The organism is Amycolatopsis circi (genome assembly GCF_003385235.1).
Classification (GTDB): Bacteria; Actinomycetota; Actinomycetes; order Mycobacteriales; family Pseudonocardiaceae; genus Amycolatopsis; species Amycolatopsis circi.
Window position 1 is genome coordinate 1 of the sequence record NZ_PQIA01000147.1, and the last position, 24,949, is coordinate 24,949.

Sequence of the window (24,949 nt, forward strand, 5' to 3'; positions counted from 1 at the left end):
GCCCGCAGGGGCAGGGGTTGGTGGCCAGGATTAGTTGGAACTGGGCGGGATAGCGGACTACGCCTTTGGCTCGGGCGATGCGGACTTCGCCTTCTTCCAGGACGGTGCGGAGCGAATCGAGGCGTTGGTTGCCGAATTCGCAGGCCTCGTCTAGGAAAAGCACGCCTCGGTGAGCCCGGCTGATAGCGCCTGGGGATGCCAGACCGGTGCCGCCGCCGATGAGGGCGGGTGGGCTTATCGAGTGGTGTGGGGCGACGAAGGGCGGGACTGTGACCAGGGGCGACGACTTTGACAGGGAGCCGTCGACTGAGTGGATGGCGGTTACTTCCAGGGACTCGTCCGCGGAAAGATCCGGCAGCAGACCGGGGAGGCGTCTGGCGAGCATGCTTTTTCCGACGCCGGGCGGGCCGGTCAGCAGGAGGTGGTGGCCGCCTGCTGCGGCGACTTCCAGGGCCCAGCGGGCTTCTGGTTGGCCTACTACGTCGGCCAGGTCGGGGACTGCCGCGGGGGCGGCGGCGACCGGCGCGGCGGGTGGTTCTAAGTCGCCTTCGTCTTTCAGCCAGGCGATCAGTTCGGCTAGGCGGGTTACGCCGGAGACTTCCAAGCCGTCTACTAGGGCGGCTTCTACCAAGGACTCAGTCGGTACTACGGCGCGTTCGTGACCGGCGGCTTTGGCGGCCAGCAGGCCGGGGAGGACGCCGCGTACTGGGCGGATTCTGCCGTCTAGGGCCAGTTCGCCCAGCAGGATCGTGTGCAGGAGTTTTCGGGCTGGGACGGCGCCGATGGCCGCTAGGACCGCGGCGGCGATGCCCAGGTCGTAGCCGGAGCCCATTTTGGGCAGGTTGGCGGGCGACAGGGCCAGCGTGATTTTGCCGTCTGGCCAGGATTGGCCGGAGTTGCGGACGGCCGAACGAACTCGGTCTTTTGCTTCGCGCAGGCCTGCGTCGGGCAGACCTACCAGAGTGACTCGGCTTAGGCCGCCGCCTAGGTCGGCTTCGATTTCTACTACTCGGCCCTCTATGCCCAGCAACGCGACGGACCAGGTTTTGGCGTGCGGCATCAGAAAGCTCCCACCAGGTGCCGCACGACCGGTTCTTCACCGTCTGGGGCGTAGACGGTCACTACGTCGTACCGGATGCGGCACCAGCCGACTCGATGTTCTTTCAGCCAGCGCATGGCGGCTCGGTGGACGCGGTCGATCTTCTCCGGCGTCACCGACTCGGCGGGAGTGCCGTATTCGGTGCTGGAGCGGGTTTTGACCTCGCAGAAGATCACCCGGTCGCCTTCGGACAGGACGAGGTCCAACTCGCCTTCGCGGCAGTGCCAGTTCCGGCTGAGCAGGACCATGCCGGCGGCCTGCAGATGCCGGGCGGCGAGGTCCTCGCCCCAGCGGCCGAACGTCCGGCGCCAGTGCGCGCCGGGGTGCGGGCCGTCGTTCATGGTGTCCCCCTCGGACAGCGTGAGCACCGTCGATCACGGTGCGTGTGCTTTCACGATCGCAACGTGATCGGAGGCCGCGCCAGAGGGATTTACGCCAGCTGTGGATAACCCGGGGGTTGTGGATCGCTGCTGGTCCAACAGGAGAAGGAGCGACCGAATTGTCGGGGAGGTGTGCAGGGGGCGGAGACGACGAAGGCCACCCGGCCAAGTGCCGGGTGGCCTCGCAGCGAAGCGGGGGTCAGCCTGAGAACGGACCGTCCTCGGGGAGCCGCAGGTCGGGTTTGTCGAGTTCCTCGACATTGACGTCCTTGAAGGTGATGACCCGGACGTGCTTCACGAACCGGGCGGGGCGGTACATGTCCCACACCCAGGCGTCCGACATGCGCACCTCGAAGTACACCTCGCCACCGCCGTCGCGCACCTGCACGTCCACTGCGTTGGCCAGATAGAACCGCCGCTCGGTCTCCACCACGTACGAGAACTGGCCCACTATGTCGCGATACTCGCGGTACAGCGAGAGCTCCATCTCGGTCTCGTACTTCTCGAGATCCTCTGCGCTCATGAAATCCGCGCCCCTCCTCGCGTTCGTCCTGCTCCGGCGGCGGAGCGTTCATTCTTACCCACCGAGCGGCCCGGGGCACGGACCGGCCCGCCCGCTTTTTCCAGGGCATTCTCCAGTGCAGCGTAGGTGAGCACGACCGGATGCGGGGCAGTGAGTCCGTGTGCGAGGGCCACAGTGGCGACATTCGTGTAGGACCAGCGGTGCGCCGGGCTCGGGCCGTGCTCACTCAGCGCAGCCAGATGGTCCGACGTGCTGTAGCCCTTGTGCACGTCGAAGCCGTACGCCGGCAACTCTTCGTGCAGGCCCGCCATGATCCGGTCCCTCGTCACCTTCGCCAGAACCGACGCCGCCGCGATGCTCGCGACGCTGCGGTCTCCCTTGATCACCGCGACATTGGGCGCGGGGATGCCGGGAACCGGGAATCCGTCGGTAAGGACGTATCCGGGATGGGTGCGCAGGCCGGCGACGGCGCGGCGCATGCCCTCCAGGTTCATCACCCGGATGCCGAGCAGGTCCACCTGCTCGGACGGGATGACGATCACCGAGTAGTCGAGGGCGCGTTGCAGGACCCGGTCGTACACCCGGTCCCGGGCCTTCGCGGTGAGCATCTTCGAATCGGTCAGCTCGGGCAATCGTGCGCCGTCACCCGGACGGAGCACGCAGGAAGCCACCACGAGCGGGCCCGCGCAGGCTCCGGCACCAGCTTCGTCGACCCCGGCGACCGGGCCGAGGCCGCGTCGTTCGAGGGCGCCTTGCAGACCCCAGAACAGCTCGCCGCGCACCACAGCACGCGGCGGACGCAGCGGTTCCGCCGGAATGCGGGGAGAAGGGAGAGTCACCGAAGCACCACCCGGAAGTCGCGGACGGAGCGCACCGCTTACCGTCTCCGGCCGGCCGCCTTGCGGAGGCCTGCCTTCAACCGGCGTCCGACGAAGAGCGTCGGCACCGCGGTGGCGAAGCCGATGCCGAGCGGCAGCCCTTGCTGCCACGCGGGCGCGCCGAGCGCGACCGGCTGGGCGTTCTGCTGCGGATCGTGGTCCGAGATCCCGCCCCAGCGGCCTGGCGGCAGCACGATGATGCGGGCCTTGCCGATGACGTCGTCGACCGGCACGGCGCCGTTGGGTCCGCCGCCGCCCTGATAGCGCGAGTCGGCGGAGTTGTTGCGGTTGTCGCCCATCACCCAGAGCGCGCCCTGCGGGACCTTCACCGGGGCGAACGACTCCTGAACGGGGTGGTTCTTGTCTTCCCAGTAAATGTAGGGCTCGTCGAGGGCCTTGCCGTCGACGATCACCCGGTTGCGGTCGTCGCAGCACTGGACGGTCTGGCCGCCGGTGGCGATGACGCGCTTGACGAAGTCCCGCTCGTCCGGCGGCGCGAAGCCGACCAGCGAGCCCAGACCGCGCAGCGCGCGCACGACGATGTTGCTCGACTCCTGCGGCGCGATCTCGTTCTCGGTCCACGCGGGCGGGCCCTTGAACACGATCACGTCCCCCGGGGAGGGGTCGGTGAAGTCGTAGGTGACGCGGTCGACCAGGATCCGGTCGCCGGTGCAGCTGGGGCAGCCGTGCAGCGTGGCCTCCATGGATCCCGAGGGGATCATGTAGACCTTGGCGAGGAACGCCTGGATCAGGATCGTGAGCACCAGGGCGATCACGATCAGGATCGGCAGTTCCTTCCAGAACGACCGCTTTTTCGAGGACTTGCCTCGCCGGTGCGACCCCCGACGCCCGCCGGACCGTTCCTGGTCCTCTTCCGGGCGTTCGGGGCCGTCCTCATCGGCGTTCCGCGACACAGGTTCGACCACGTCGCCAGGCTACCGGTAACCGACTCGCCGCTCAGCGGGCAGAGGCGGTCTCGCGGTTCTCGCGGCGCTCCTTGATCTTGGCCTTCTTGCCGCGCAGCTCGCGCAGGTAGTACAGCTTCGCCCGGCGCACGTCGCCGCGCTTGAAGACCTCGATCTCGGCCACGTTCGGCGAGTGCACCGGGAAGGTGCGCTCGACGCCGACGCCGAACGAGACCTTGCGGACGGTGAAGGTCTCCCGGACGCCGCCGCCGTGCCGGCGGATCACGACGCCCTGGAAGACCTGGTTGCGCTCGCGGTTGCCCTCGATGACGCGGACGTGCACCTTGAGCGTGTCGCCGGGGCGGAAGGCCGGGATGTCGGAACGCAGTGACTGCGCGTCCAGCGCGTCCAGGGTGTTCATCGGTGGTCCGTCCTCGTATTCGTGTGGCTTACGTACAGCTCGAGCGCGCAGTGGAGTTCACTGCGACTAGCCCGGGGCTGATGGCATTCACGGCTGGCAACGCTGAAGCGCCACGCCAACCGGTCCATTATGGCAAACTTGATTAACTGACTTTGCAGGGGGTGCTCAACTCGGCTTAACTGAGTTGCTAGTCCAGCCCGTCGAGCACCTCGTTGTCCCGCTTGTCGAGGCTGCCCTCGGGCAGCTGGGCCAGCAGATCCGGCCGTCGAAGCGCCGTCCGTTCGAGTGCCTGGTCGCGCCGCCAGCGGTCGATGAGCGCGTGGTTGCCCGAGCGCAGCACGTCCGGCACCGCCAGGTCGCGCCACACCTCCGGGCGGGTGTAGCTGGGGCCTTCGAGCAGGCCGTCGGAGAACGAGTCCTCGGCCGCCGACCGCGCGTTGCCGAGCACGCCCGGCAGCAGCCGGACGACGGCCTCGACGATCACCAGCACCGCCGCCTCGCCGCCGACCAGCACGTAGTCGCCGATCGAGACCTCGTCGACCGGCATCCGGCGGGCCGCGTCGTCCACGACCCGCTGGTCGATGCCCTCGTAGCGGCCGCAGGCGAACACCAGGTGCTTTTCCTCGGCGTAGGCGTGCGCCAGTTCCTGGGTGAACGGTTTGCCCGCGGGGGTCGGGACCACGAGCCGGGTCCCCTCGCCGCACACGTCGTCCAGGGCGGGACCCCAGATCTGCGGCTTCATGACCATGCCGGGACCGCCGCCGTACGGCGCGTCGTCGACCGCGCGGTGCACGTCGTGGGTCCAGTCGCGCAGGTCGTGCACGCCGACCTCGATGAGGCCGCGGTCGATCGCCCGGCCCAGCAGCGCGGCGCGCAGCGGGTCGAGGTATTCGGGGAAAATGGTGACGACGTCGATGCGCAAGCGGTTACCAGTTCCAGTACTCGGTGGCCTGGGCGTGCCACGGGCTCGGGACGTCCTGGTCGATCGCGAAGGCCATGCCCAGCCCCTTCGCGATCTTGATGCTGCGGTGCAGGGTCTTGCGGATCGGCGACCCGGCGGGCAGCCCGTGGTCGTCCGACCACGTTTCGGTCTGCGTGATGCAGGTTCGCGCCCCGAAGCGGGCGTTCGAGCATGGAGCGGGCGCGCCCCACGTCTGCAAATGCTCGAAGTGGACGACCTTGCCCGAACTCTTCTCGGTGATCGTGCCGCGCGCGACGAGCCGGTAGTCGGTGGACGGCACGGTCCAGCGCACGTAGTGCTGGCGGCCGCCGTCGGACGGGATCGGCGTGCACGTGGCACCGTTGCACGCGGACTCTTCGGTGACCCGTTCCGAGTAGTACGTGCCGTTGCCGTCCCAGCCGTCGAGCAGCACCCAGTCGCCCGAGCGGACGAAGTGCTCAGCGGTCGCCGGCGGCCACGTGACCGGGTCGCCCCAGGTGATCTGCGATTCGGTGGCCGACTGCGGCGACCACGCCCACTGGAACGCCTTCTCCCCCGGCGGCGCGTACTGGCCGGCGCTGCGCTGGAACATCAGCGAAAAGTCGCCGTACACCGGCGAAGCGGCCTGCGCGGGCGGCGCGGCGAAAGCGGTGGCCAAAACGGCCGCGAAGACGGCCTTCGTCCAGAACTTCACGGGCTCCCCCTCAGTCAGCGTCGAGGAGGCCTTCGGGCGGATCGAGCACGACCCGGCCCCCCGCGACGTCCACCACCGGCACGATGGCGCGGACGAAAGGTACCAACACCGAGCGTCCGTCATGATCGAGTTCGAGCAGTTCCCCGGCCGGCGAGTGGACCACCTCGACGACCTTGCCCAGGACCGACCCGTCGAGCAGTTCGGCGCGCAGGCCGGCCAGCTCGTGGTCGTAGAACTCTTCCGGGTCGCCGGTGGGCGGCAGCGTGTCGGTGTCCGCCAGAAGCAGCGCACCGCGCAGGGTTTCCGCGACGTCGCGGGTGAGCACCTGCTCGAAACGCACCAGCAGCCGCCCGCTGTGTTCGCGGGCGGCTGCGATGGTGAGTTCTCTCGTGCTGCCGTCGCGCAGCTTCGTCGTGACGACCGCACCGATCGCGAACCGCTGCTGCGGCGAATCCGTGCGCACGTCGACCGCGAGTTCCCCGCGGATGCCGTGCGCTTTCGCGATACGGCCGACTACGACGTCCATACCTGACCGTTTCCGAGAATCCGGGTCAGCGATCGGTGTCGACGACGTCCACGCGGACGCCGCGGCCGCCGATGCCGCCCATCACGGTGCGCAGAGCGGTCGCGGTGCGCCCGCCCCGGCCGATCACCTTGCCGAGATCGTCGGGGTGGACGTGCACCTCGAGCGTGCGGCCACGACGCGTGGTCAGCAGCTCGACCCGGACCTCGTCCGGGTTGTCGACGATCCCGCGCACCAGGTGCTCGAGGGAGTCGGCGAGGAAGCTCACTCGGACTTCTCGCCCTCAGCGGCTTCTGCCTTCTCGGCCTCGGCCTTCTTCGGGGCCGACTTCTTCTTCGGCGTGGTGGCCTCGGTGGAGGGCTCCTCGCCGGCCGCGGCCAGCGCCGCGTTGAACAGGTCCTGCTTGGACGGCTTCGGCTCGGCCACCTTCAGGGTGCCCTCGGCGCCCGGCAGGCCCTTGAACTTCTGCCAGTCGCCGGTGATCTCGAGGATGCGCTGGACCGGCTCGGTCGGCTGCGCGCCGACGCCCAGCCAGTACTGCGCCCGCTCGGTGTCGACCTCGATGAAGCTCGGCTCTTCCTTCGGGTGGTACTTGCCGATCGTCTCGATGGCCTTGCCGTCCCGGCGGGTGCGCGCGTCGGCGATGATGATGCGGTAGTACGGCGCACGGATCTTGCCGAGGCGCTGCAGCTTGATCTTGACGGCCACGGGTGTGGGTACTCCTCAGTGCTGTGTGGTGCAGGGCGCGCGCGGAACCCGTGGGGACAGGCCTGCGGCGCCCGGAGGTCAGGAGCTTCCACACGGCGAGAGGGTCCGGCGGAAGCGGGCAAGCAAACATTCTGCCAGATGCCTGTCCACAGGCCCGCACAAGGCCCCGGTTACGCGTGCGCGACCAGCGTCAGAACGACGCGAGCCCGAGCGCTCCGAGCAGGATCGCGACCGCGGGCAGGAAGTTGTTGACCGCGTGCGCGACGATGCTGCCCGCCAGCCTTCCGGTGGACAGCCGGGCCAGCCCGATCGGGATGGAGATCACCAGCAGCAGCGTGGTGCGCAGCGGTTCCAGGTGGCTGGCCGCGAACACCGCGGTGGACAGCAGGAACGCGGCGAAGCGCCCCCATCGCTCGCTGCGCCACTGCAGCCGCTCCACCGCGCCCCAGAGCAGGCCGCGGTAGATGATCTCCTCGCAGATCGGCCCGAGCAGCCACAGGTAGCCGAACATCACCGCGGCGGCGGGCACGGACATCTTGCGGTCGTCCACCAGGGCGCTGATCGCCGACGTCGCGTCCGCCGAGCCGACCAGCTGGGTCCACACGTAGGCGCTCAACGAGGTGAGCACGAGGCCGAGCATCCCGAATTTGAGCCCGGTCCGGACGTCCGCCCAGCGCCATTCGAGCCGCAGGTCGAGCTTCGGGCCGTTGCCGCGGACGACGGTGACCAGCACCGCGACGCCCGCGGCGATCATGGTGGGCAGCATCGTGCCGAGCAGCACCGTGCTGATCGGCAGCGGCCCGCCCGGAGCCGTCGGACCGGCGAGCGCGCCGATGAACGCGGCCGACGCCAGCAGAACGGCCTCGACCAGTAGGAACGCCCCGAATCCCCAGCGATGCGCGGGGAACGCGGTCGGTTCGGCCACGAATTCCTCCGGGGAGAGCGCACTCGGGAAGGGTTCACGGGGCTGTGATGTGGTCACGCCCGCCTCCCCGCGCTCGCTCTGCTCACCGGTCGAGCCTAGCGGCCGAAATGGTTTCGCACAGTACTCGGCTGGTCACCGGTTTCCTCAATGTCCGGTGAAGAGCAGGACGGCAGGCGGCAGGTTGTTCGCCGCGTGCGCGAGCACGCTCGCCGAGGTCCGGCCGGAATAATGCCGCGCCAGTCCGAGGACGAGACCTTGGCCGAACAGCGCGATCGTGCGCGTGGTCTCGCCGTGCAGCAGCGCGAACACCAGCGAGGTGAGCACGAGCACCACCCACGGCGGGATCTTGTAGTGCACCAGGGCGTTCCACAGCGCGCCGCGCAGCAGCAGTTCCTCGGTGAGCGGGACGGCGATCACGAGCACGAGCGCGGTCGTGATGAGCCAGACCGGGCTGCCGCCGGACACGTCGGGCAGGTCGGTGAGCGGGCTGTCGGACACCTCGTCGCCGCCGAAGACGGCGATTTCGGCGGCGTTCAGCACGAAGCCGACGACGAGCGCGAGCAGGCCGCAGGCCAGGCCGATGCGGAGGTCGCGGCCCCGGGTGCGGATTCCGAAGTCGCGTTCGAGGCCGGAGCCGTAGCGCAGAGAGGCAATCGCCGGGCCGATGCCGAGGATCAGGTTCGGCAGGAACGCCAGCAGCAGCAACGGTCCCGCGTACGCCTCGACTGGGTCGTCGTCGCCGACGTGGCGGTTGAAGGCGGCCGCGGTGAGGAGGGTGACGAGGTAGTAGCCGGCGACTCCGAAAAAGAACGCGGCGAACGCCCAATGGGCGCCCAGAATTCGCTTTCCCCCACCGTCTTCGGCCACGGGTTCACGCTATGTGCCGGTGGCGTGGCCCATCGAGGCGGGGGTCGCGTCGCGGTCGCCCGTTGCCGTTGCTCGCTGAAACGTCCGTGAGGGGAACCCTGAGGGACTCTGATTCCCTCAGGGTTCCCCTCACGGACATCCACAGCGCGGCGTTGGGGCGGTCAGTGGAAGACCGTGCCGCCCAAGACGATGTGGGTCGGGTGGTGCAGGGCGGCAAGGTCGGCGCGCGGGTCGTCCGCGTAAACGATCAGGTCGGCTGGGGCGCCGTGCTCGATGCCGGGGTGGCCGAGCCATTCGCGGGCTTCCCAGGACGCGCTCGCGAGCGCCTGCGTACGCGACATCCCCGCGCGGTGGAGCGCTTCGACCTCGTCGGCGATGCGGCCGTGCGCGACCATGCCGCCCGCGTCCGTGCCTGCGAAGACGCGTACGCCTGCTTCAACCGCCGAGGACACCATCTCCCCTACGCCGGCGTGCAGCGCGCGCATGTGGGCCGCGTACGTCGGGTACTTGCCCGCCTTGTCCGCGATACCCGGGAAGTTCTCGATGTTGATCAGCGTGGGCACCAACGCGACGTTGCGGCGCGCGAGTTCGGCTAGCTGGTCTGGCGACAGCGCGGTGCCGTGTTCGAGACAGTCGATGCCAGCGCTGATCAGGCCCGGCAACGCTGCTTCGCCGAACACGTGCGCGGTGACGCGCGCGCCGAGGTCGTGTGCGACGCGGATGGCTTCGGCGAGGACGTCGTCCGGCCACAGCGGCGCGAGGTCGCCTTGGCCGCGGTCGATCCAGTCGCCGACGAGCTTGACCCAGCCGTCGCCGTCGCGGGCCTGTTCGGCGACCGCTTCGGGCAGCAGCGCGGGGTCGTCCAGCTCGATCGCGAACCCGGGGATGTACCGCTTCGGCAGGGCCAGATGCCGTCCGCAGCGGATGATCGTGGGCAGGTCGGCGCGCGATTGCAGCGGCCGGACGTCGAGCGGCAGGCCGCAGTCGCGGATCAGCAGCGTGCCCGCGTCGCGGTCGGTCGCGGCCTGGTCCGCCGCCTCCTCCACCGACAGTCCGCCGTGCGGGCCGAGGCCCGGGTGGCAGTGCGCGTCGACGAGACCCGGGACCACGAATCCGCCGCTGGACAGCGTTTCCGCGCCGGGAACCGGCTCGAACGACAGCTTTCCGTCCTGGATCCAGAGGTCACGCGGCTCGCCGTCGGGCAGGACGGTGCCGGACAGGTGCAGCGGGCTCAATTGTTCTTCGGGTCCTTCGGCAGCTTGAACTTGGACGGGTCGAAGCCGGGCACGTCGTTCATGCCGCCGAGCTGGGACAGGTCCGGCATCCCGCCGGGCATGCCGCCGCCGGGGGGAAGCATCGGCATGCCGCCGGGCATCCCGCCGCGCATCTTCGGCTGCGTGGGACCGCGCCCCTTGCCCTTCTTCCCCTTCTTGCCCTTGCGGTTCTTGCTTCCGCCGCCCGCGCCGCCGAAGCCGAACCGGCCTGCCATCTGCGCCATCATCTTGCGCGCCTCGAAGAAGCGGTTGACCAGGTCGTTGACCTCGCGGACGGTCACGCCGGAACCGTTCGCGATGCGCAGCCGGCGCGAGCCGTTGATCATCTTCGGGTCGGCGCGCTCGGCGGGCGTCATGCCGCGGATGATCGCCTGGAGCCGGTCGAGCTGCTTGTCGTCGACCGCGGCGAGCTGGTCTTTCATCTGGCCCGCGCCGGGCAGCATGCCGAGCAGGTTGCCGATCGGGCCCATCTTGCGCACGGCGAGCATCTGCTCGAGGAAGTCCTCCAGCGTGAGCTGCCCGCTGGTGAGCTTCTGCGCGGCCTGTTCGGCCTGCTCCTGGTCGAAGTGCTGTTCGGCCTGCTCGATCAGGGTCAGCACGTCGCCCATGCCCAGGATGCGCGAGGCCATCCGGTCCGGGTGGAACGTGTCGAAGTCTTCGAGCTTCTCGCCGTTGGACGCGAAGAGGATCGGCTGGCCGGTGACCTCGCGGACGGACAGCGCGGCGCCACCGCGGGCGTCGCCGTCGAGCTTCGTGAGCACCACGCCGGTGAAGCCGACGCCGTCGCGGAACGCCTCGGCGGTGGTGACCGCGTCCTGACCGATCATGGCGTCGACCACGAACAGGACTTCGTCCGGCTGCACGGCGTCGCGGATGTCCGCGGCCTGCTTCATCAGCTCTTCGTCAACACCGAGACGACCCGCGGTGTCGACCACGACGATGTCGTGCTGCGCGTGCTTGGCCTCGACGATCGCGCGGCGGGCGACGTCGACCGGGTCGCCGACGCCGTTGCCCGGCTCCGGCGCGAACGTGGTGACGCCCGCGCGCTCGCCGACGACCTGCAGCTGGGTGACCGCGTTCGGCCGCTGGAGGTCGCAGGCGACCAGCATCGGCGCGTGGCCCTGCTTCTTCAGCCACATCGCCAGCTTGCCCGCCAGCGTCGTCTTGCCCGCGCCCTGGAGGCCGGCGAGCATGATCACCGACGGCGGGTTCTTGGCCAGGTTCAGCCGCCGCGTCTCGCCGCCGAGGATGCCGACCAGCTCCTCGTTGACGATCTTGACGACCTGCTGCGCCGGGTTCAGCGCCTGGGAGACCTCGGCGCCCTTCGCCCGGTCCTTGATCTTCGCGATGAACGCCTTGACCACCGGGAGCGCGACGTCCGCTTCCAGCAGCGCGATGCGGATCTCGCGCGCGGTGGCGTCGATGTCGGCGTCGGACAGCCGGCCCTTGCGCGAGAGCGACTGCAGGGCCGAGGTGAGCCGATCGGAGAGGGTGTCGAACACGGGGGTGCACGCTCCAGCTGGGTCGAAAGTTCGCGTGCCGGGCGTGCTCGGCACCCCCGGCATCTTCCGAGGGTAGCCGCCCCGGCCGCCCGGCCTTCACGGGTACGGGAAGGGTACTACGCGTGTGCGTATTAGTTGACAGAGCGACAACAGCTCAACCACGCGAAAACCGTTCGACCGGGTTCGAGAATTAAGTAAACATAGGCGTATGACATCAGCTACTGCGCGGCGTCCGACGCTCGCCGAACCGGCAGGGGACGAGGAAGAACGGGTCCCGTTCCGCCGCATCGCGAGCCTGTTCCGGCCGCACCGGCGGGCGCTGGCCGGGCTGTGCGCGCTGCTGGTCGTGCAGGCCGGGCTGGGCGTCACCTCGCCGTTCCTGCTGCGGGAGATGCTGGACACCGCGCTGCCGCACCGCGACGCCCTGCTGGTGAGCCTGCTGGCCGCCGGGATGATCGCCGCCGCGCTCGGGTCCGGGGCGTTGAGCGTGCGGACCACCGGGCTGTCCAACACCATCGGCCAGCGGGTGATGAACGAACTGCGCGTGGCCGTGTACAGCCATCTGCAGCGGATGTCGCTGGGCTTCTACACCCGGACCAAGACCGGCGAGGTGCTGTCGCGGGTCTTCAACGACATCGGCGGTGTGGACAACGTCGTGACCGGGACCGCCGCTTCAATCGTGCAGAACGGCACCACGGCGCTGGCGATCGCGGTGGCGATCCTGGTCATGGACTGGCAGCTGGCGCTGTTGTCCCTGGTCGTCGTGCCGTTGTTCCTGCTGTTCACCCTGCGGCTCGGCGGCAAGCAGCGGAAGCTCGCCCGCGGCCGGACCCGGCGGATGGCGCGGCTGACCACGATCGTCGAGGAATCGCTGTCGGTCACCGGCGTGCTGCTGGCCAAGACGATGGGCAACGGGAAGCTGATGCGCGACCGGTTCGCCGAGGAATCGCGCGAGGTCGCGGCGCTGGAGCGCAGTGCCGCGCTGGCCGGGCGGTGGCAGCGGGCGGCTCGGACGATGAGCCTGACGGTCATCCCGGCGCTGGTCTACTGGGCGGCCGGTCTGGAACTCGCCGGTGGTGCGGCGCCGATCTCGCTGGGCACTGTCGTCGCGTTCACCAGCATGTTGAACCGGCTGCTCGCGCCGGCGACGGCGATGCAGACCGTAGGACAGAACGTCGCGTCGGCGAAGGCGTTGTTCGGGCGGATCTTCGAGGTGCTCGACCTGCCGGTGGAGATCGGCGACCGGCCGGGTGCGCGCGAGCTGGTCCTGAGCGGCGGGGCGGTTTCGATGCGCGGGGTGTCGTTCCGTTACGACGAGGACGGTGCGTGGACGTTGCGCGACATCGATCTCGACGTGCCCGCGGGGACCACGACGGCGCTGGTCGGGTCGACGGGTTCGGGGAAGACGACACTCGCTTACCTGGTCGCTCGGCTGTATGAGGTGACCGAGGGGAAGGTGTGCGTAGACGGGACGGACGTCCGGGATGTCACGCTCGCGTCGCTGGCCGCCGGGGTGGGGCTGGTGTCCCAGGAGACGTATCTGTTCCACGCGTCGGTGCGGGAGAACCTGCGGTTCGCGAAGCCGGACGCCACCGACGAGGAGTTGGAGAACGCCGCGAAGGCCGCGCACATCCACGACACGCTGGCCGCGCTGCCGGACGGGTACGACACCGTGGTCGGGGAACGCGGTTACCGGTTTTCCGGCGGGGAGAAGCAGCGGATGGCGATCGCGCGGATCCTGCTGCGCAATCCGCCGGTGCTGATCCTGGACGAGGCGACGAGTTCGCTGGACAACCGCACGGAGCGGGCGGTGCAGGCGGAACTGGACCGGCTCGCCGCCGGGCGCACAACGATCGCGATCGCGCATCGGCTGTCCACTGTGGAGCATGCGGATCAGATCGCGGTGCTGGACGCGGGGAGGGTCGTCGAGCGGGGGACGCACGCGGAGCTGCTCGCGTCGGACGGACGGTATGCCGCGTTGGTGCGGGGAGAGGCCGCCTAGCCGGTCTTGGTCGTGCGCCGAAACCCGGCTTCGCGGCACGACGGTTGGCGAGTGCTGCGGTGCCGCTCGCGGCTAATACTGTGTCGGGATGGAGACCGAACCCGACGTCCACCGGGCCGACGAGCTGGCGGCGCTGGCCCGGACGGTGCGCGAGGGCGTCGGACGGCTGAACTGGCGGATGCGGTCCGAGGCGGGCATGCCCGCCCCCGGACCGGCCGTGCTGGCGGTGCTTTCGCGGCTGTACCGGGGCGGCACGCACACGCCGGGCGAGCTGGCCGAGGCCGAGCGGATCCATCCGCAGTCGCTGACGCGGATCCTGGCCTCGCTGGCCGAACGCGAATGGATCACGCGCACCCCGGATCCGGCGGACGGGCGGCGGTCGCTGATCGACATCACCCCGACCGGGCTGCGGGAGCTGCGCCAGTACTCGATCGCACGGGAGACCTGGCTGGCCGCGGCTCTCGAACGGACGCTCAGCCCCACCGAACAGGAGCTGCTCCGGCTCGCGGCCGGGCTGCTGACGCGGATCGCGGATTCCTGAGGCCGGGGAGTTCCGGGGCGGCCGCTCCCCACGGCCGTCCCCGGAACTGTGGCGGAAGAGCTCACCTCCCCAGGAGGCCTTCCGCCGCGGGCACGCGGAGCGGTTCCCCCTCGACCACCCGGCGTTGGGGAGAAGTCTGCCGTCCTGGGACGCGCGCGCGGCAGCGTGAAGTCCCTCAATCCGGGCTGAGTAGCACTACTCAAACGCGGGTGTCGGGTCCTGCGGAGTCGCTCGTGAACTCGAAGAGCGGTTCGGCGTCGGCGAGTTCCTCGGCCGAGCAGCTGACCGCGCAAGCGGCGGCCTGGAGGACTTCGGTGAGGACCTCTACTTCGGACGGCGAGACGGTGGCGAGCGCGGGGTTGCGGACGTCCATGCGGCCGGCGAGGCCTGCCAGGGCGTGGGAGAGCGCGTGCTGGCCTGCGACCAGCTGGGTGACTACCTCGGACAGTTCGCCGAGGGTGGCCGCGGATCCGTCGCCTCGGAGGAGGGCGGAGAGTTCTTCCGCGCAGGTGCGGAGGTGTCCGGCTACGACGGTGGGGGGCAGCGAGAGTTCGGGCAGGTTGTCGTGACCTCGCACCGCGTTCACCTCGCCCGTTGGTCGGACCTGCCATCCTGCCATCGGAATCGGGGTTGTCGCCTCCGACACCCCGGATGGGTGAGCCCGGATGGCGCAATCCGGCCAGGGCTGCTTGCCCTGGCCAGCTGTCCGTGAAGGACTCCTTGAGGGAATCTGATTCCCTCAAGGAGTCCTTCACGGACCTTCAGGAGACTGCGGCGAGGACGGCGTCGGTGATGGTGGTTCGCCACTGTGGGGTGACGTGGCCGGAGCGTGGCGAGAGGGCGAAAGAGTCGACGACCGCGCCGCCTAGGGTCGCGGCTTTTGCCCAGTGGACGTCGGCCTCGGCGCGGCGCAGGGCGCTGGCCACGCGGAAGAGCAGGCCGATCCGGTCGGCGGCGCGCAGTTCCAGCACTACGGCGTCGGGGCCGCTTGTTTCGTCGTCGAACCATCGCACGACTGGCTTGACCACTACTGGTGACGAGGTGGCGTAGTCGCGTTCCTTCGCGGCCAAGCGTTGGGTGAGCGGCATCGTTCCGGCGACCGCGCGGGCGAACTGTTCCCGCAGCAGCGCGGGATCCGGCAGGGAGCCGAACTTCGGCGACGCGGTGAAAACGCCTGCTCGGCCGCGGCCGGAGTGTTCGCGCAGGACTGCGGAGTGGACTTCCAGGGAGTTGAGCGCCAGGACTCCGGCTGCGGGAGCCAGCAGTTCGCGGTCTGCGGGCACGGCGAGCAGCACCGTGACGACTTTGCCGTGTGCGGAGATCCGGATCTGGCCGACGCCGGTGCGAGCAGCCTCGGCGACTAGCTCGCGTTGGTCGTCGTCCAGTGGTTCAGGAGGCGTGAAACCCTTGCCGTGCACTGCTTCCTCGCAGCCGCTGACCAGTTCGGCCAGCAGGCGGTCCTTCCAGTCGGTCCAGACGCCGGGACCGGTGGCGAGCGAGTCCGCGCGGGTGAGGGCGTGCAGGAGTTCCAGCAGGACGACGTCGCGGTCCAGGGTTTTCACTACTCGCGAGATGGTCGCCGGGTCGCCGATGTCGCGTCTGGTCGCGGTGTGCGGGAGCAGCAGGTGGTGGCGGACCATGGCCGAGACCGTCGCGACGTCCGCGGGCGGCAGGCCTAGGCGTTGCGCTACCGAGGCGGAGATCTTCGCGCCCAACTCGGAGTGGTCGGCGTCGCGGCCCTTGCCGATGTCGTGCAGCAGGGCGCCGATCAGCAGGAGGTCTGGTCGCGACACGGTGGTGGTTAGTTTTGTTGCTTCGACGCATGCCTGGACTAGGTGCCGGTCGACTGTCCACTGGTGCACTGGCGAACGCGGTGGCAGGTCGCGTACGGCACCCCATTCGGGGAACAGCCGGGACCATAAGCCGGTGCGGTCTAGGGCTTCGACTGCGTCGACTAGGCCCTCCCCTGCGCCCAGCAGTTCGACGAGCGCGTTGCGGGCGTCGTCTGGCCAGGGTTCGCGCAGTTCGGGCGCGGATTCGGCCAGAGTGCGCAAAGTGCCTGGTGAGATGGGCTTTCGGGTGCGAGCTGAGGCGGCTGCGGCGCGAAGCAGAAGGGCTGGGTCTCGCGCGGGGAGTGCGTCTCGGGCCAGCGCGACCTCATCGCCGTGCAGTACGACGCCTTCGGCGAGCGGGCGGCGGACTGGGCGTCGGCCGAAGCGGGGGCGTGGTTGTTCCACTGTGGACCGGAGGGCGACGTCGACGGCGTACGCGATGGTCCGGCCCGCACCGGAAAGCTTGCGTGCCAACGTGAATCGGTCGCCTAGCTCTAGTTCGTGCGCTACGACGTCGGCGTCGGGGGCGTTGAGGATGTCTCGTTCGCGACGTGCTTCGCGGCGCAGTTCGGTGCGGACGTCTAGCAGGAGTTGCTTGGCTGCCAACAGTTCTTCGCCGGGGCGTGCGGTGAGCTGTCCGGCGGCGAGAGCTTCCAGGACGCCGAAGTCGCGTAGGCCGCCGCGGCCGTGTTTCAGGTCTGGCTCGGCGGATTGGGCGATCTCGCCGCTGCGGTGCCACCGGGTGTGGACGGATTCGGCCAGTTCGGGCAAGCGTTTACGGGCGGTGCGCCGCCATTGGTCGCGGGCGGCGGACGCTAGGCGTTCGGTGAGGCCTGGGTCGCCAGCCAAGTGTCGGGCGTCGAGGAGACCTAGTGCGGTGCGTAGGTCCTCCGCGGCGACTTTCAGGGCCTCGCCAGGGGTGCGGACGGAGTGGTCGAGGCCGACTCGTGCGTCCCACAGCGGGTACCACAGGGCGTCGGCGATCTGCCCGATGTTGCCGTTTCCGTTGTGCAGCAACAATAGATCGAGATCGGAGTACGGCACCAGCTCGCGCCGTCCCAGACCCCCTACGGCGACCAGCGCGACACCTGGGTCCGCGGTGTCGACGCCGGCCGCCGTTGCTCCTTTCCCGAGCCAGAACTCGTAGAGATCGACCAGGGACGCCCGCAATGCGGGTGCTCCGTGCCGTCCTTCGAGCAGCAGCGCAGTGGCTCGGGCGAGTTCTCCCCCGTCGGTCATCGGCTACAGCGCGTCCGTGCCGCGTTCACCGGTGCGGACCCGGATCACGGTCTCCACCGGCGTCACCCAGACCTTCCCGTCGCCGATCTTCCCGGTGTGCGCGGCGGTGGTGACCGCGTCGAGGACCTTCTCGACGACCACGTCGTCCACCACGACCTCGATCTTCAGCTTGGCCACGAAATCCACCGAGTACTCCGCGCCCCGATAGACCTCGGTGTGGCCCTTCTGCCTGCCGTAGCCCTGGACCTCGCTCACCGTCATCCCGAGCACGCCCAGCTGTTCCAGCGAGGAGCGGACGTCGTCGAGCGTGAACGGCTTGACGATCGCGGTGATGAGCTTCATGCCTTGGCCTCCTCGAGTTTCGTGACGGGCTTGACCGGGAACGTCGCCGAGTGGCCGAGGCCGCCCATGCCGGTGAAGTCGTAGGCGCTCTCCGCGTGCTGGCCCTCGTCGATGCCGCTGACCTCGTGCTCGGTGCTGACGCGGAACCCGCCCGCCTTCTTGATCGCGAACCCGATGATCAACGTCATGATGAACGAGTAGCCCAGAACGGCAAGCGCGGCGACCACCTGGATGCCCAGCTGCTTGAAACCGCCGCCGTAGAACAGGCCGTCCGCGCCCGTCGGGTTCACGCTCTTGGTGGCGAAGAACCCGATCAGGATGGTGCCGACCAGACCGCCGACGAGGTGCACGCCGACGACGTCGAGGGAGTCGTCGAAGCCGAAGCGGAACTTCAGCGAAATGGCCAGCGCGCACAGCACCCCGGCGATCAGGCCGATCGCGATCGAGCCGAGCGGGCTCACGAAACCGCAGGCGGGCGTGATCGCGACCAGCCCGGCCACCGCGCCGGAAGCCGCGCCGAGGGTGGTCGGCTTGCCGAACTTCAGCTGTTCCACGACCAGCCAGCCGAGCACCGCGGCCGCGGTCGCGACGGTGGTGTTGGTGAACGCGACACCCGCGAGGTCGTTCGCGCCGAGCGCGGAACCGGCGTTGAAGCCGTACCAGCCGAACCACAGCAGCGACGCGCCGAGCAGGACGAACGGAACGTTGTGCGGACGGCCGGTGTCCTTCGGCCAGCCCTTGCGCTTGCCGAGCACCAGCGCGAGGGCGAGCCCCGCGGCGCCGGCGTTGATGTGCACCGCCGTGCCGCCCGCGAAGTCGAGCGCCTTGAGCTGGTTGGCGATCCAGCCGCCCACCGCGTCCTTGCCGGTGAATCCGTCGAACGAGAAAACCCAGTGCGCGACCGGGAAATACACGACAATCACCCAGATTGTCACGAAAAGCGTCCAGCCCCAGAACTTCGCGCGATCCGCGATGGCACCGGAAATCAGCGCCGGGGTGATGATCGCGAACATCAGCTGGAACATGCAGAACGCGAGCAATGGCAATGCGTCCGGACCCGGCCACGCAACGGCGGGCGGGCCTTCGCTCGCCAAGCCGACGAGCTTGCCGAACGCGTCCGACAGGCCGGCATAGTCGAAGTTCCCGACCAGGCCGCCGAAAGCGTCGTTGCCGAAGGACAGCGAGAACCCGAAGAGCACCCACAGCACCCCGACTATGGCGAGTGCGATGAAGTTCATCATCAACATGTTCAAAACGCTCTTCGCGCGGACCATGCCGCCGTAAAAGAACGCGAGGCCCGGGGTCATGAGCATGACCAGCGCGGCGCTGATCAGCACCCAGGCGGTGTCTCCGGCGTTCAGCACAATCGTCCTCCCGTGCCGTGGGCAACTGCTGAGGAAGTGTTGGCCGCTGGTGTTTCACCAGGCTTCGGTTCACGTTTCCCCCTCGTGAACTCCGGTGCGATGGTTGTTACGGGGACGTTTCCGGGAGCATGGGGCGAAATGTCCGGTCAGGCAACGTCGTGGTCGAATAACGCCATGTCTTTGCCTGATCGGGTGATCGAAGCGCTGCGCTGTTCGGTGTGCGCGGAGCCGGTCTCGCTGACCGGCCGGACGCTGCGCTGCGAGCGGCGGCATTCGTTTGATCTGGCCCGGCAGGGTTACGTCAACCTCCTCCACGCGCGCATCCCGGCGGGCACAGCCGACACCGCGCCGATGGTGGACGCGCGGGCGGCGTTCTTGTCTTCGGGCGCGTACGAGCCGCTGGCCGAGGCGGTAGCCGCTGCTGGTTCTGCTCCGGGATTGATCATCGACGCCGGTGCCGGGCCGGGCTATTACCTCTCGCGGGTGCTGGACGACGCGCCGGACGCGGTCGGGCTGGCGCTGGACGTGTCGGCGATCGCGTTGCGGCGGGCCGCGCGGGCGCACGCGCGGCTGGGTGCGGCGGTGTGGAATCTGTGGGAGCCGTGGCCGGTGGGCGACGGGGTGGCGTCGGTGGTGCTGGACGTGTTCTCGCCGCGGAATGCCGCGGAGTTCCACCGGGTGCTCGCGCCGGGCGGGAAGCTCGTGGTGGCGTCGCCGTTGCCGGGGCATCTCGCGGAGCTGGGCGATCTGGTGCTCGCGGTGGACTCCCGGAAGGAAGAACGGCTCGAAGCCGCGCTGGGCGGGTTGTTCGTGCGGGAGTCCGGGGCGGAGGTGGTCCGGACTCAGCCGTTCAGTGCCGCGCAGGTGCGGGATATGGTCGCGATGGGGCCTGCGGGCTTCCATCTGGACCGGGACGGGCGGCGGGAGCGGCTCGACGCCGCGGCGGGACGGGACGTGACGCTGGCGGTTTCGGTGAGCACTTGGCGGCGCGCCTAGGTCCGTGAGGGGAACCCTGAGGGACTCTGATTCCCTCAGGGTTCCCTTCACGGACTTTGGCCGGACCATTCTTCGGGAGGGATGGTCGGCGGCGGAGGCGCTGGGTTAGCGTGGCGGTCGATGAGCGAACGTACCTGGGGCTTCCGCACCCGCGCCCTGCACGCCGGCGGCACTCCCGACCCCGCCACCGGGGCCCGCGCGGTGCCGATCTACCAGACGACCAGCTTCGTGTTCGAGGACGCGGCCGACGCGGCCAACCTGTTCGCGCTGCAGAAGTACGGGAACGTCTACAGCCGCATCGGCAACCCGACCGTCGCGGCGTTCGAGGAGCGCATCGCGAGTCTCGAAGGGGCCATCGGCGGGGTCGCGACGGCCAGCGGGCAAGCGGCGGAGTTCCTCACGTTCTCGGCGCTCGCGGAGGCCGGTGACCACATCGTGTCGGCGGCCGGGCTGTACGGCGGGACGGTCACGCAGCTCACCGGGACGCTCGCGCGGTTCGGCGTCGAGACGACGTTCGTGCACGGCGACACCGAGGAGTACGCCAAAGCGGTCACCGACCGCACGAAACTGATCTACACCGAGGTGATCGGCAACCCGAGCGGCGCGATCGCGGACCTCGCCGGGCTGGCGGATCTCGCGCATTCGCACGACATTCCGCTCGTGGTCGACGCGACGCTCGCCACGCCGTACCTCTGCCGCCCGATCGAGCACGGCGCGGACATCGTCCTGCACTCGGCCACGAAGTTCCTCGGCGGACACGGCACGACGCTCGGCGGCGTGGTCGTCGAGGCGGGGACGTTCAACTGGGGCAACGGAAACTTTCCCCGGATGACCGAGACCGTCGACAGTTACGGCGGGCTCAAGTACTGGGAGAACTTCGGCGAGTACGCGTTTAGCACGCGGCTGCGCGCGGAGCAGCTGCGCGACATCGGCGCGGTGCTGTCGCCGCATTCGGCGTTTTTGTTGTTGCAGGGCGTGGAAACGCTGCCGCAGCGGATGGACGCGCACGTCGTCAACGCGCGGGCGATCGCCGAGTACCTGAACGCGGACCCGCGGGTCGCGTGGGTGTCTTACGCGGGGCTGCCGGATCATCCGGATCATGAGCGGGCTGCGCGGTACCTGCCGCAGGGGCCGGGCGCGGTGTTTTCGTTCGGGGTGAAGGGCGGACGCGCGGCGGGCGAGAAGTTCGTGGAGTCGGTGGAGCTGTTGTCGCACTTGGCAAACGTCGGCGACGCGCGGACTTTGGTGATTCATCCTGCTTCGACGACGCACGCCCAGTTGTCCGAGGATCAGCTCGCCGCGGCGGGCGTCGGCGCCGATCTGATCCGGCTGTCGGTCGGGCTGGAGGACGTCGAGGATCTGCTGTGGGACCTCGACCAAGCCCTCGACAAGGCGGTGAACGCATGAGTTACGACGTCGGCGCGGTCGAACGGCGGCGTCTTCTCGGGCGCACGAAATCGGTGACGGTCGTGGGCGCGTCGGCGAATCCCGCGCGGCCGAGTTACTTCGTGGCGACGTATCTGCTGTCTTCGACGCGGTACGAGGTCAACTTTGTGAACCCGCGGCTCGACACCTTGCTGGGGCGGCCGGTGTATCCGTCGTTGGCCGACGTGCCCGGCGAGCTGGATCTGGTGAGTGTGTTCCGCAAGCACGATGACCTCCCCGGGGTTGCCGAGGAGGTCATCGAGGCTGGGGCGCGGACGTTGTGGCTTCAGCTGGGGTTGTGGCATGAAGCCGCGGCGGATCGGGCTCGCGAGGCGGGGCTGGATGTGGTGATGAACCGTTGCGTGAAGATCGAACACGCGCGGTTCGCGGGCGGGTTGCATCTGGCCGGGTTCAACACCGGGGTGATCAGTTCTCGGCGGCAAACGGCACCGTAAACCGGATGCTGGCCTGAGTACGGGTGCGGTTCGGCGAACGGCCATCCATCACCTGGACCGGCGGTTGTTCGTCACCGTCCGCCTCCAGGCACCCGGGCTCCTGGCCGCCCAGATGCACGCTTTCCTTACTGCCGAAGGGTTTCCGGTTGAATACAGCGAAACCGAGTTCAGCTGACCGTCGCGACCAGGAACTCCTCCCCCGCCGCCAACCCGTCCGCACGGGCCGACAGATACCGCTTGTTCAAGTCAGCCGCACTGACGTGCTGGACATCCGGAAAACCGCACTCCCGCGCGAAGTCCAGCATCTCGTCCGGCGCGAAGAAGCTCACGAACGGCGTCCCGGCCGCTTTCGCGCCCTTCATCGCCGCCGCTCGCGCCGCGCGATCGGGTTCGTCCAGGTACTCCTCCGGCATCTGGAACGTCATCGCCACCACGGTGCCCGGCGCGAACCCGGCGAGCGCGCGCAAGGTCGCGGCGTTCGCCTCGCGGGTCAGGTACATGCTGACGCCCGTCGATGCCACCACGGCAGGTTTCTCCGGCTCAAAACCGTTGGCAGCCAAGCGTTCCGGCCACTGTTCGCCGGATTCGAAGTCGACCGGCACGAAGCGGTACGGCGCGGGCAGCCCGAGTTCGGCCAGCCGGTCCCGCTTCCACTCCTGCGTGCCCGGCTGGTCGATCTCGAACACTCGCACGCCCAGCTCCGGCTCCCGCTGCGCGAACGTGTCCAGCCCGGCGCCGAGCAGGACGTACTGCGAGACCCCACGCTCGCGCACCAGATCCTCGACGAACCGGCTGCGCAGCGCGATTCCCGCGCGGAACCGCTGGGTGAAGGCGAGGTCCATGTCCGGCCTCGATCGCCAGTCCGGGCCGGGATCCGCCAGCCGGAGACCGATCTCGTCGACCAGCGCGTGCGGCGGCGGATCGGCGAGCACGTGCAGCGCGCGCCACAACGCGACGCGCACCGCGGTGTGGTCCGGCTGGCTCACTTAGGGGCCCGCAGGATCCAGGCCCGGCCGTCCGGATCGCGCACGGTCATCTCGCGCGTGCCGTAGTGGGTGTCCTCGAACGGGGCGACGACGTCGAGCCCCGCGTCGACCGACTCGTCCGGCACCGCCACCACCACGCTCGTCCGCGGCTCCTGGCTTTCCGGGACCTCGGCGACGAACACCGGCACGCCGTCGCCGTTCGAGAGCTGGCCCGAGTTGTGGTCGGTCTCGAAATCGAGGCTGAAGCCCACGCGCTGCAGGAACTTCGCGGTCTTGCCCCAGTTGTGCGTCTCCATGAAGAGCATCGTGATGCCGTCGCTCATGTCAGCCGTCCTCTCGTTGTTCGGAAGGGGTATCGAGGTAAGCCCGCAAAGCCGCGGTGACCAGCGCGGACAGCGACTGCTCGTTCTCGATCGCCCGGTACTTCACCTGCTTGATCAGCTCGACCGGCAGGTACACGTTGAATTGTTTGACCTCTTCACCGGCCATTCTAGAATGCTAGCAATCTAGCCAGCGGCGGACAAGCCCCGCCCGCGGCCGCCGTGAGAAGGTGGAGGCATGGCGAAACCCTCCGGGCTGCAGATCAGGAACATCGTCGCCGCCGTCCTGATGGCTGCCGCGTTCGTGTTCAACCTGGTGACCGGCGGCCCGTGGTGGGTCACCGCGATCGTCGGCGTCGCGGCTCTGCTGTCGTCCTTCTCCGCCTACCTGAACCGGCCGAGCGCGCGGGGCTGACCCTCCGGGCAGTCCGGCCCGGACGCTCGGGCAGGAAGGCCGTCTCGTTCAACCTTCGTCCGCCCGGACGTCGCCTGCGGTTCAGCCGCCGCTGCTCTACTCGGCGCGGCCCGATCGCGGCAGGCGAAGGAGTGTTGGTGGCAGGGAACGGCTTCACCGTCCACCCGGACGAGTTGCACACATTCAGCGAGTACATGGACAAGACCACCGTGCCGACGGTCGACGACTCCGCGAAGGCGGTCGACGACGCCAACGGCGGGGACATCGACGCGTTCGGCGTCGTGCTCGGTCAGGTGCTCGCGATTCCGGCGCGGATCGCGCTGAAGGCCGTCTCCGACAATCTGCACGGCGTCGCGAAGGACGTGACCGACAGCGCGGACAAGACGCGCCAGGCCAGCGAGCAGTACAGCAAGGGCGACCAGGACCTCGCGAAGGCGTTCGACAAGTTCAAGCCGGAGCAGGTCAAATGAGCGTCGTCGTTCCCATCACGGACTCGAACAACACGACCGGCGCGGGGGTCGCGGACAGCTGGCACAGCGTCGTCTCGTCGATCCAGGAAATCCAGCACCTGCACGGCGGCGACGCGGCGGCGGTGGGCGTCGAGATCGGCGTGTCGATCGTCGGCGCGATCGCGGACACCGCGGCGTTCGTCGTCGACCCGTTCGGCAAACTCATCGCGGCGGGGCTCGGCTGGCTGATCGAGCACATCTCGTTCCTCAAAGAGGGCCTCGACAAACTCGCCGGCAAACCCGAGGCGATCAAGAAAATGGCCGAGGAACTGCACAAGACCGGCCAGAACCTGCGCAACTCGGCGAAAGACCTCGACGCCACGCTCCAGAAGACGGTCGCCAACTGGCAGGGCGAGGGCGCCGACGCGTTCAAGAAGAACATCGCCGACCGGCGCGGCCAGATCGACAGCGCCGGGCACGCGGTCGACGTCGCGGGTTATGTCGTCGAGACGACGATGGCTCTGGTCACCGTGGTGCGCTCGCTGATCCGCGACCTGATCACGACGTTCCTCGGCGACGTCATCGCGACCATGCTGATCGCGCTCGCGATGGCGGCGTTCACGTTCGGCGCGTCGATCGTCGTCGGGGTGGGCAACGTGATCCGCTCGGGGATCTCGTTGGCGCTGACGATGGCGTCCAAGATCGCCCGGGTGGTCGGGCTTGGCGGGCGGACCGCGAGCAGGCTGGCGCAGCTGGCGGAGAAGGTCAAGCCTTCGCGCGGCGGCGGTGGGCGTCGAGATCGGCGTGTCGATCGTCGGCGCGATCGCGGACACCGCGGCGTTCGTCGTCGACCCGTTCGGCAAACTCATCGCGGCGGGGCTCGGCTGCCTGATCGAGCACATCTCGTTCCTCAAAGCGGGCCCCGACAAACTCCACGGCAAACC

General features: G+C 69.1%; 30 protein-coding genes. 8 read left to right on the forward strand and 22 right to left on the reverse strand.

Annotated elements, in window-relative coordinates; genetic code table 11:
* The 15 genes from D0D37_RS39255 to ffh all read right to left on the reverse strand — a co-directional run.
* The coding region (locus tag D0D37_RS39255; protein WP_162834707.1) for a YifB family Mg chelatase-like AAA ATPase at nucleotides 1–1,060 on the reverse strand (1,060 nt) is incomplete at its 3' end.
* Nucleotides 1,060–1,440 (reverse strand): YraN family protein, encoded by a 381-nt coding sequence (locus tag D0D37_RS39260; RefSeq protein WP_116205670.1) that lies wholly within the window; start codon nucleotides 1,438–1,440, stop codon nucleotides 1,060–1,062. The genes D0D37_RS39255 and D0D37_RS39260, both read right to left, overlap by 1 nt.
* A 238-nt stretch (nucleotides 1,441–1,678) precedes the next feature.
* Nucleotides 1,679–2,002: a DUF2469 domain-containing protein gene (locus D0D37_RS39265; RefSeq protein ID WP_003096226.1), complete on the reverse strand. Its 324-nt coding sequence runs from the start codon at nucleotides 2,000–2,002 to the stop codon at nucleotides 1,679–1,681.
* Nucleotides 1,999–2,787, reverse strand: coding sequence for a ribonuclease HII (locus D0D37_RS39270; RefSeq protein WP_116205648.1), 789 nt, complete (start codon nucleotides 2,785–2,787; stop codon nucleotides 1,999–2,001). Before D0D37_RS39270 ends, D0D37_RS39265 begins: the two co-directional genes overlap by 4 nt.
* A gap of 92 nt (nucleotides 2,788–2,879) precedes the next feature.
* Complete coding sequence (gene lepB, locus D0D37_RS39275) at nucleotides 2,880–3,806, reverse strand: signal peptidase I (protein WP_116205649.1); 927 nt, start codon at nucleotides 3,804–3,806, stop codon at nucleotides 2,880–2,882.
* A 31-nt stretch (nucleotides 3,807–3,837) separates the two neighbouring features.
* The gene (gene rplS, locus D0D37_RS39280) at nucleotides 3,838–4,206 is read right to left on the reverse strand and encodes a 50S ribosomal protein L19 (RefSeq protein ID WP_116205650.1); all 369 of its coding nucleotides are present in this window, start codon (nucleotides 4,204–4,206) and stop codon (nucleotides 3,838–3,840) included.
* A 187-nt stretch (nucleotides 4,207–4,393) separates the two neighbouring features.
* Nucleotides 4,394–5,128, reverse strand: coding sequence for a tRNA (guanosine(37)-N1)-methyltransferase TrmD (gene trmD / locus D0D37_RS39285; protein ID WP_116205651.1), 735 nt, complete (start codon nucleotides 5,126–5,128; stop codon nucleotides 4,394–4,396).
* 4 nt (nucleotides 5,129–5,132) lie between these two features.
* Nucleotides 5,133–5,840 carry a hypothetical protein gene (locus tag D0D37_RS39290; RefSeq protein ID WP_116205652.1) on the reverse strand — a complete coding sequence of 236 codons (708 nt, stop codon included), beginning with the start codon at nucleotides 5,838–5,840 and terminating at the stop codon, nucleotides 5,133–5,135.
* A 10-nt stretch (nucleotides 5,841–5,850) separates the two neighbouring features.
* Nucleotides 5,851–6,366 (reverse strand): ribosome maturation factor RimM, encoded by a 516-nt coding sequence (rimM, locus tag D0D37_RS39295; RefSeq protein WP_116205653.1) that lies wholly within the window; start codon nucleotides 6,364–6,366, stop codon nucleotides 5,851–5,853.
* A gap of 25 nt (nucleotides 6,367–6,391) precedes the next feature.
* A complete protein-coding gene (locus D0D37_RS39300; protein ID WP_003103110.1) occupies nucleotides 6,392–6,631 on the reverse strand; it encodes an RNA-binding protein in 240 nt (79 codons plus the stop codon).
* Nucleotides 6,628–7,071: a 30S ribosomal protein S16 gene (gene rpsP, locus D0D37_RS39305; protein ID WP_116205654.1), complete on the reverse strand. Its 444-nt coding sequence runs from the start codon at nucleotides 7,069–7,071 to the stop codon at nucleotides 6,628–6,630. Before rpsP ends, D0D37_RS39300 begins: the two co-directional genes overlap by 4 nt.
* A 190-nt stretch (nucleotides 7,072–7,261) precedes the next feature.
* Nucleotides 7,262–8,053: a CPBP family intramembrane glutamic endopeptidase gene (locus D0D37_RS39310; protein WP_116205655.1), complete on the reverse strand. Its 792-nt coding sequence runs from the start codon at nucleotides 8,051–8,053 to the stop codon at nucleotides 7,262–7,264.
* An 87-nt stretch (nucleotides 8,054–8,140) separates the two neighbouring features.
* Entirely contained in the window at nucleotides 8,141–8,863 is a 723-nt protein-coding gene (locus D0D37_RS39315; protein ID WP_116205656.1) for a CPBP family intramembrane glutamic endopeptidase, read from the reverse strand.
* A gap of 161 nt (nucleotides 8,864–9,024) precedes the next feature.
* Complete coding sequence (locus D0D37_RS39320; RefSeq protein WP_116205657.1) at nucleotides 9,025–10,098, reverse strand: amidohydrolase family protein; 1,074 nt, start codon at nucleotides 10,096–10,098, stop codon at nucleotides 9,025–9,027.
* Entirely contained in the window at nucleotides 10,095–11,639 is a 1,545-nt protein-coding gene (gene ffh, locus D0D37_RS39325; protein ID WP_116205658.1) for a signal recognition particle protein, read from the reverse strand. The genes D0D37_RS39320 and ffh overlap by 4 nt, the downstream gene beginning before the upstream one ends.
* Nucleotides 11,640–11,847: 208 nt before the next feature.
* On the opposite strand from ffh, the gene D0D37_RS39330 reads away from it, so the two are divergent.
* On the forward strand, nucleotides 11,848–13,641 hold the full coding sequence (locus D0D37_RS39330; RefSeq protein WP_116205659.1) for an ABC transporter ATP-binding protein: 1,794 nt from the start codon (nucleotides 11,848–11,850) through the stop codon (nucleotides 13,639–13,641).
* Nucleotides 13,642–13,729: 88 nt separating this feature from the next.
* Nucleotides 13,730–14,182, forward strand: coding sequence for a MarR family winged helix-turn-helix transcriptional regulator (locus D0D37_RS39335; RefSeq protein WP_116205660.1), 453 nt, complete (start codon nucleotides 13,730–13,732; stop codon nucleotides 14,180–14,182).
* 199 nt (nucleotides 14,183–14,381) lie between these two features.
* Here D0D37_RS39335 and D0D37_RS39340 read toward each other — a convergent pair whose 3' ends face one another.
* The 4 genes from D0D37_RS39340 to D0D37_RS39355 all read right to left on the reverse strand — a co-directional run bounded on the left by D0D37_RS39340 (nucleotide 14,382) and on the right by D0D37_RS39355 (nucleotide 18,959).
* The gene (locus D0D37_RS39340) at nucleotides 14,382–14,759 is read right to left on the reverse strand and encodes a hypothetical protein (RefSeq protein WP_208720424.1); all 378 of its coding nucleotides are present in this window, start codon (nucleotides 14,757–14,759) and stop codon (nucleotides 14,382–14,384) included.
* 184 nt (nucleotides 14,760–14,943) lie between these two features.
* Nucleotides 14,944–17,253: a [protein-PII] uridylyltransferase gene (locus D0D37_RS39345; RefSeq protein WP_116205662.1), complete on the reverse strand. Its 2,310-nt coding sequence runs from the start codon at nucleotides 17,251–17,253 to the stop codon at nucleotides 14,944–14,946.
* A 3-nt stretch (nucleotides 17,254–17,256) separates the two neighbouring features.
* Entirely contained in the window at nucleotides 17,257–17,595 is a 339-nt protein-coding gene (locus D0D37_RS39350; RefSeq protein ID WP_043827775.1) for a P-II family nitrogen regulator, read from the reverse strand.
* Nucleotides 17,592–18,959 (reverse strand): ammonium transporter, encoded by a 1,368-nt coding sequence (locus D0D37_RS39355; protein WP_162834708.1) that lies wholly within the window; start codon nucleotides 18,957–18,959, stop codon nucleotides 17,592–17,594. The genes D0D37_RS39350 and D0D37_RS39355 overlap by 4 nt, the downstream gene beginning before the upstream one ends.
* A gap of 174 nt (nucleotides 18,960–19,133) precedes the next feature.
* On the opposite strand from D0D37_RS39355, the gene D0D37_RS39360 reads away from it, so the two are divergent.
* From D0D37_RS39360 to D0D37_RS39370, 3 genes are all read left to right on the forward strand, one after another.
* Nucleotides 19,134–19,955 carry a putative RNA methyltransferase gene (locus tag D0D37_RS39360; protein ID WP_116205663.1) on the forward strand — a complete coding sequence of 274 codons (822 nt, stop codon included), beginning with the start codon at nucleotides 19,134–19,136 and terminating at the stop codon, nucleotides 19,953–19,955.
* A gap of 120 nt (nucleotides 19,956–20,075) precedes the next feature.
* Complete coding sequence (locus D0D37_RS39365) at nucleotides 20,076–21,362, forward strand: O-acetylhomoserine aminocarboxypropyltransferase/cysteine synthase family protein (protein ID WP_116205664.1); 1,287 nt, start codon at nucleotides 20,076–20,078, stop codon at nucleotides 21,360–21,362.
* The gene (locus tag D0D37_RS39370; RefSeq protein ID WP_116205665.1) at nucleotides 21,359–21,835 is read left to right on the forward strand and encodes a CoA-binding protein; all 477 of its coding nucleotides are present in this window, start codon (nucleotides 21,359–21,361) and stop codon (nucleotides 21,833–21,835) included. Before D0D37_RS39365 ends, D0D37_RS39370 begins: the two co-directional genes overlap by 4 nt.
* Before the next feature lie 167 nt (nucleotides 21,836–22,002).
* Here D0D37_RS39370 and D0D37_RS39375 read toward each other — a convergent pair whose 3' ends face one another.
* Genes D0D37_RS39375 through D0D37_RS39385 form a run of 3 tightly spaced genes read right to left on the reverse strand, consistent with a single transcriptional unit; the run spans nucleotide 22,003 to nucleotide 23,310 of the window.
* Nucleotides 22,003–22,821 carry a class I SAM-dependent methyltransferase gene (locus D0D37_RS39375; RefSeq protein WP_116205666.1) on the reverse strand — a complete coding sequence of 273 codons (819 nt, stop codon included), beginning with the start codon at nucleotides 22,819–22,821 and terminating at the stop codon, nucleotides 22,003–22,005.
* Nucleotides 22,818–23,144, reverse strand: coding sequence for a VOC family protein (locus tag D0D37_RS39380; RefSeq protein ID WP_116205667.1), 327 nt, complete (start codon nucleotides 23,142–23,144; stop codon nucleotides 22,818–22,820). Before D0D37_RS39380 ends, D0D37_RS39375 begins: the two co-directional genes overlap by 4 nt.
* Before the next feature lies 1 nt (nucleotide 23,145).
* Nucleotides 23,146–23,310 (reverse strand): ribbon-helix-helix protein, CopG family, encoded by a 165-nt coding sequence (locus tag D0D37_RS39385; RefSeq protein WP_116205668.1) that lies wholly within the window; start codon nucleotides 23,308–23,310, stop codon nucleotides 23,146–23,148.
* A gap of 69 nt (nucleotides 23,311–23,379) precedes the next feature.
* Between D0D37_RS39385 and D0D37_RS47205 the strand changes: the two genes are divergently transcribed.
* From D0D37_RS47205 to D0D37_RS39395, 3 genes are all read left to right on the forward strand, one after another.
* Nucleotides 23,380–23,556, forward strand: a complete 177-nt coding sequence (locus D0D37_RS47205) for a hypothetical protein (RefSeq protein ID WP_162836019.1) — start codon at nucleotides 23,380–23,382, stop codon at nucleotides 23,554–23,556.
* Between the two features lie 137 nt (nucleotides 23,557–23,693).
* Nucleotides 23,694–24,026 (forward strand): type VII secretion target, encoded by a 333-nt coding sequence (locus D0D37_RS39390; protein WP_116205669.1) that lies wholly within the window; start codon nucleotides 23,694–23,696, stop codon nucleotides 24,024–24,026.
* A partial coding sequence (locus D0D37_RS39395) for a WXG100 family type VII secretion target (RefSeq protein ID WP_425267013.1) occupies nucleotides 24,023–24,949 on the forward strand: 927 nt, incomplete at its 3' end. The genes D0D37_RS39390 and D0D37_RS39395, both read left to right, overlap by 4 nt.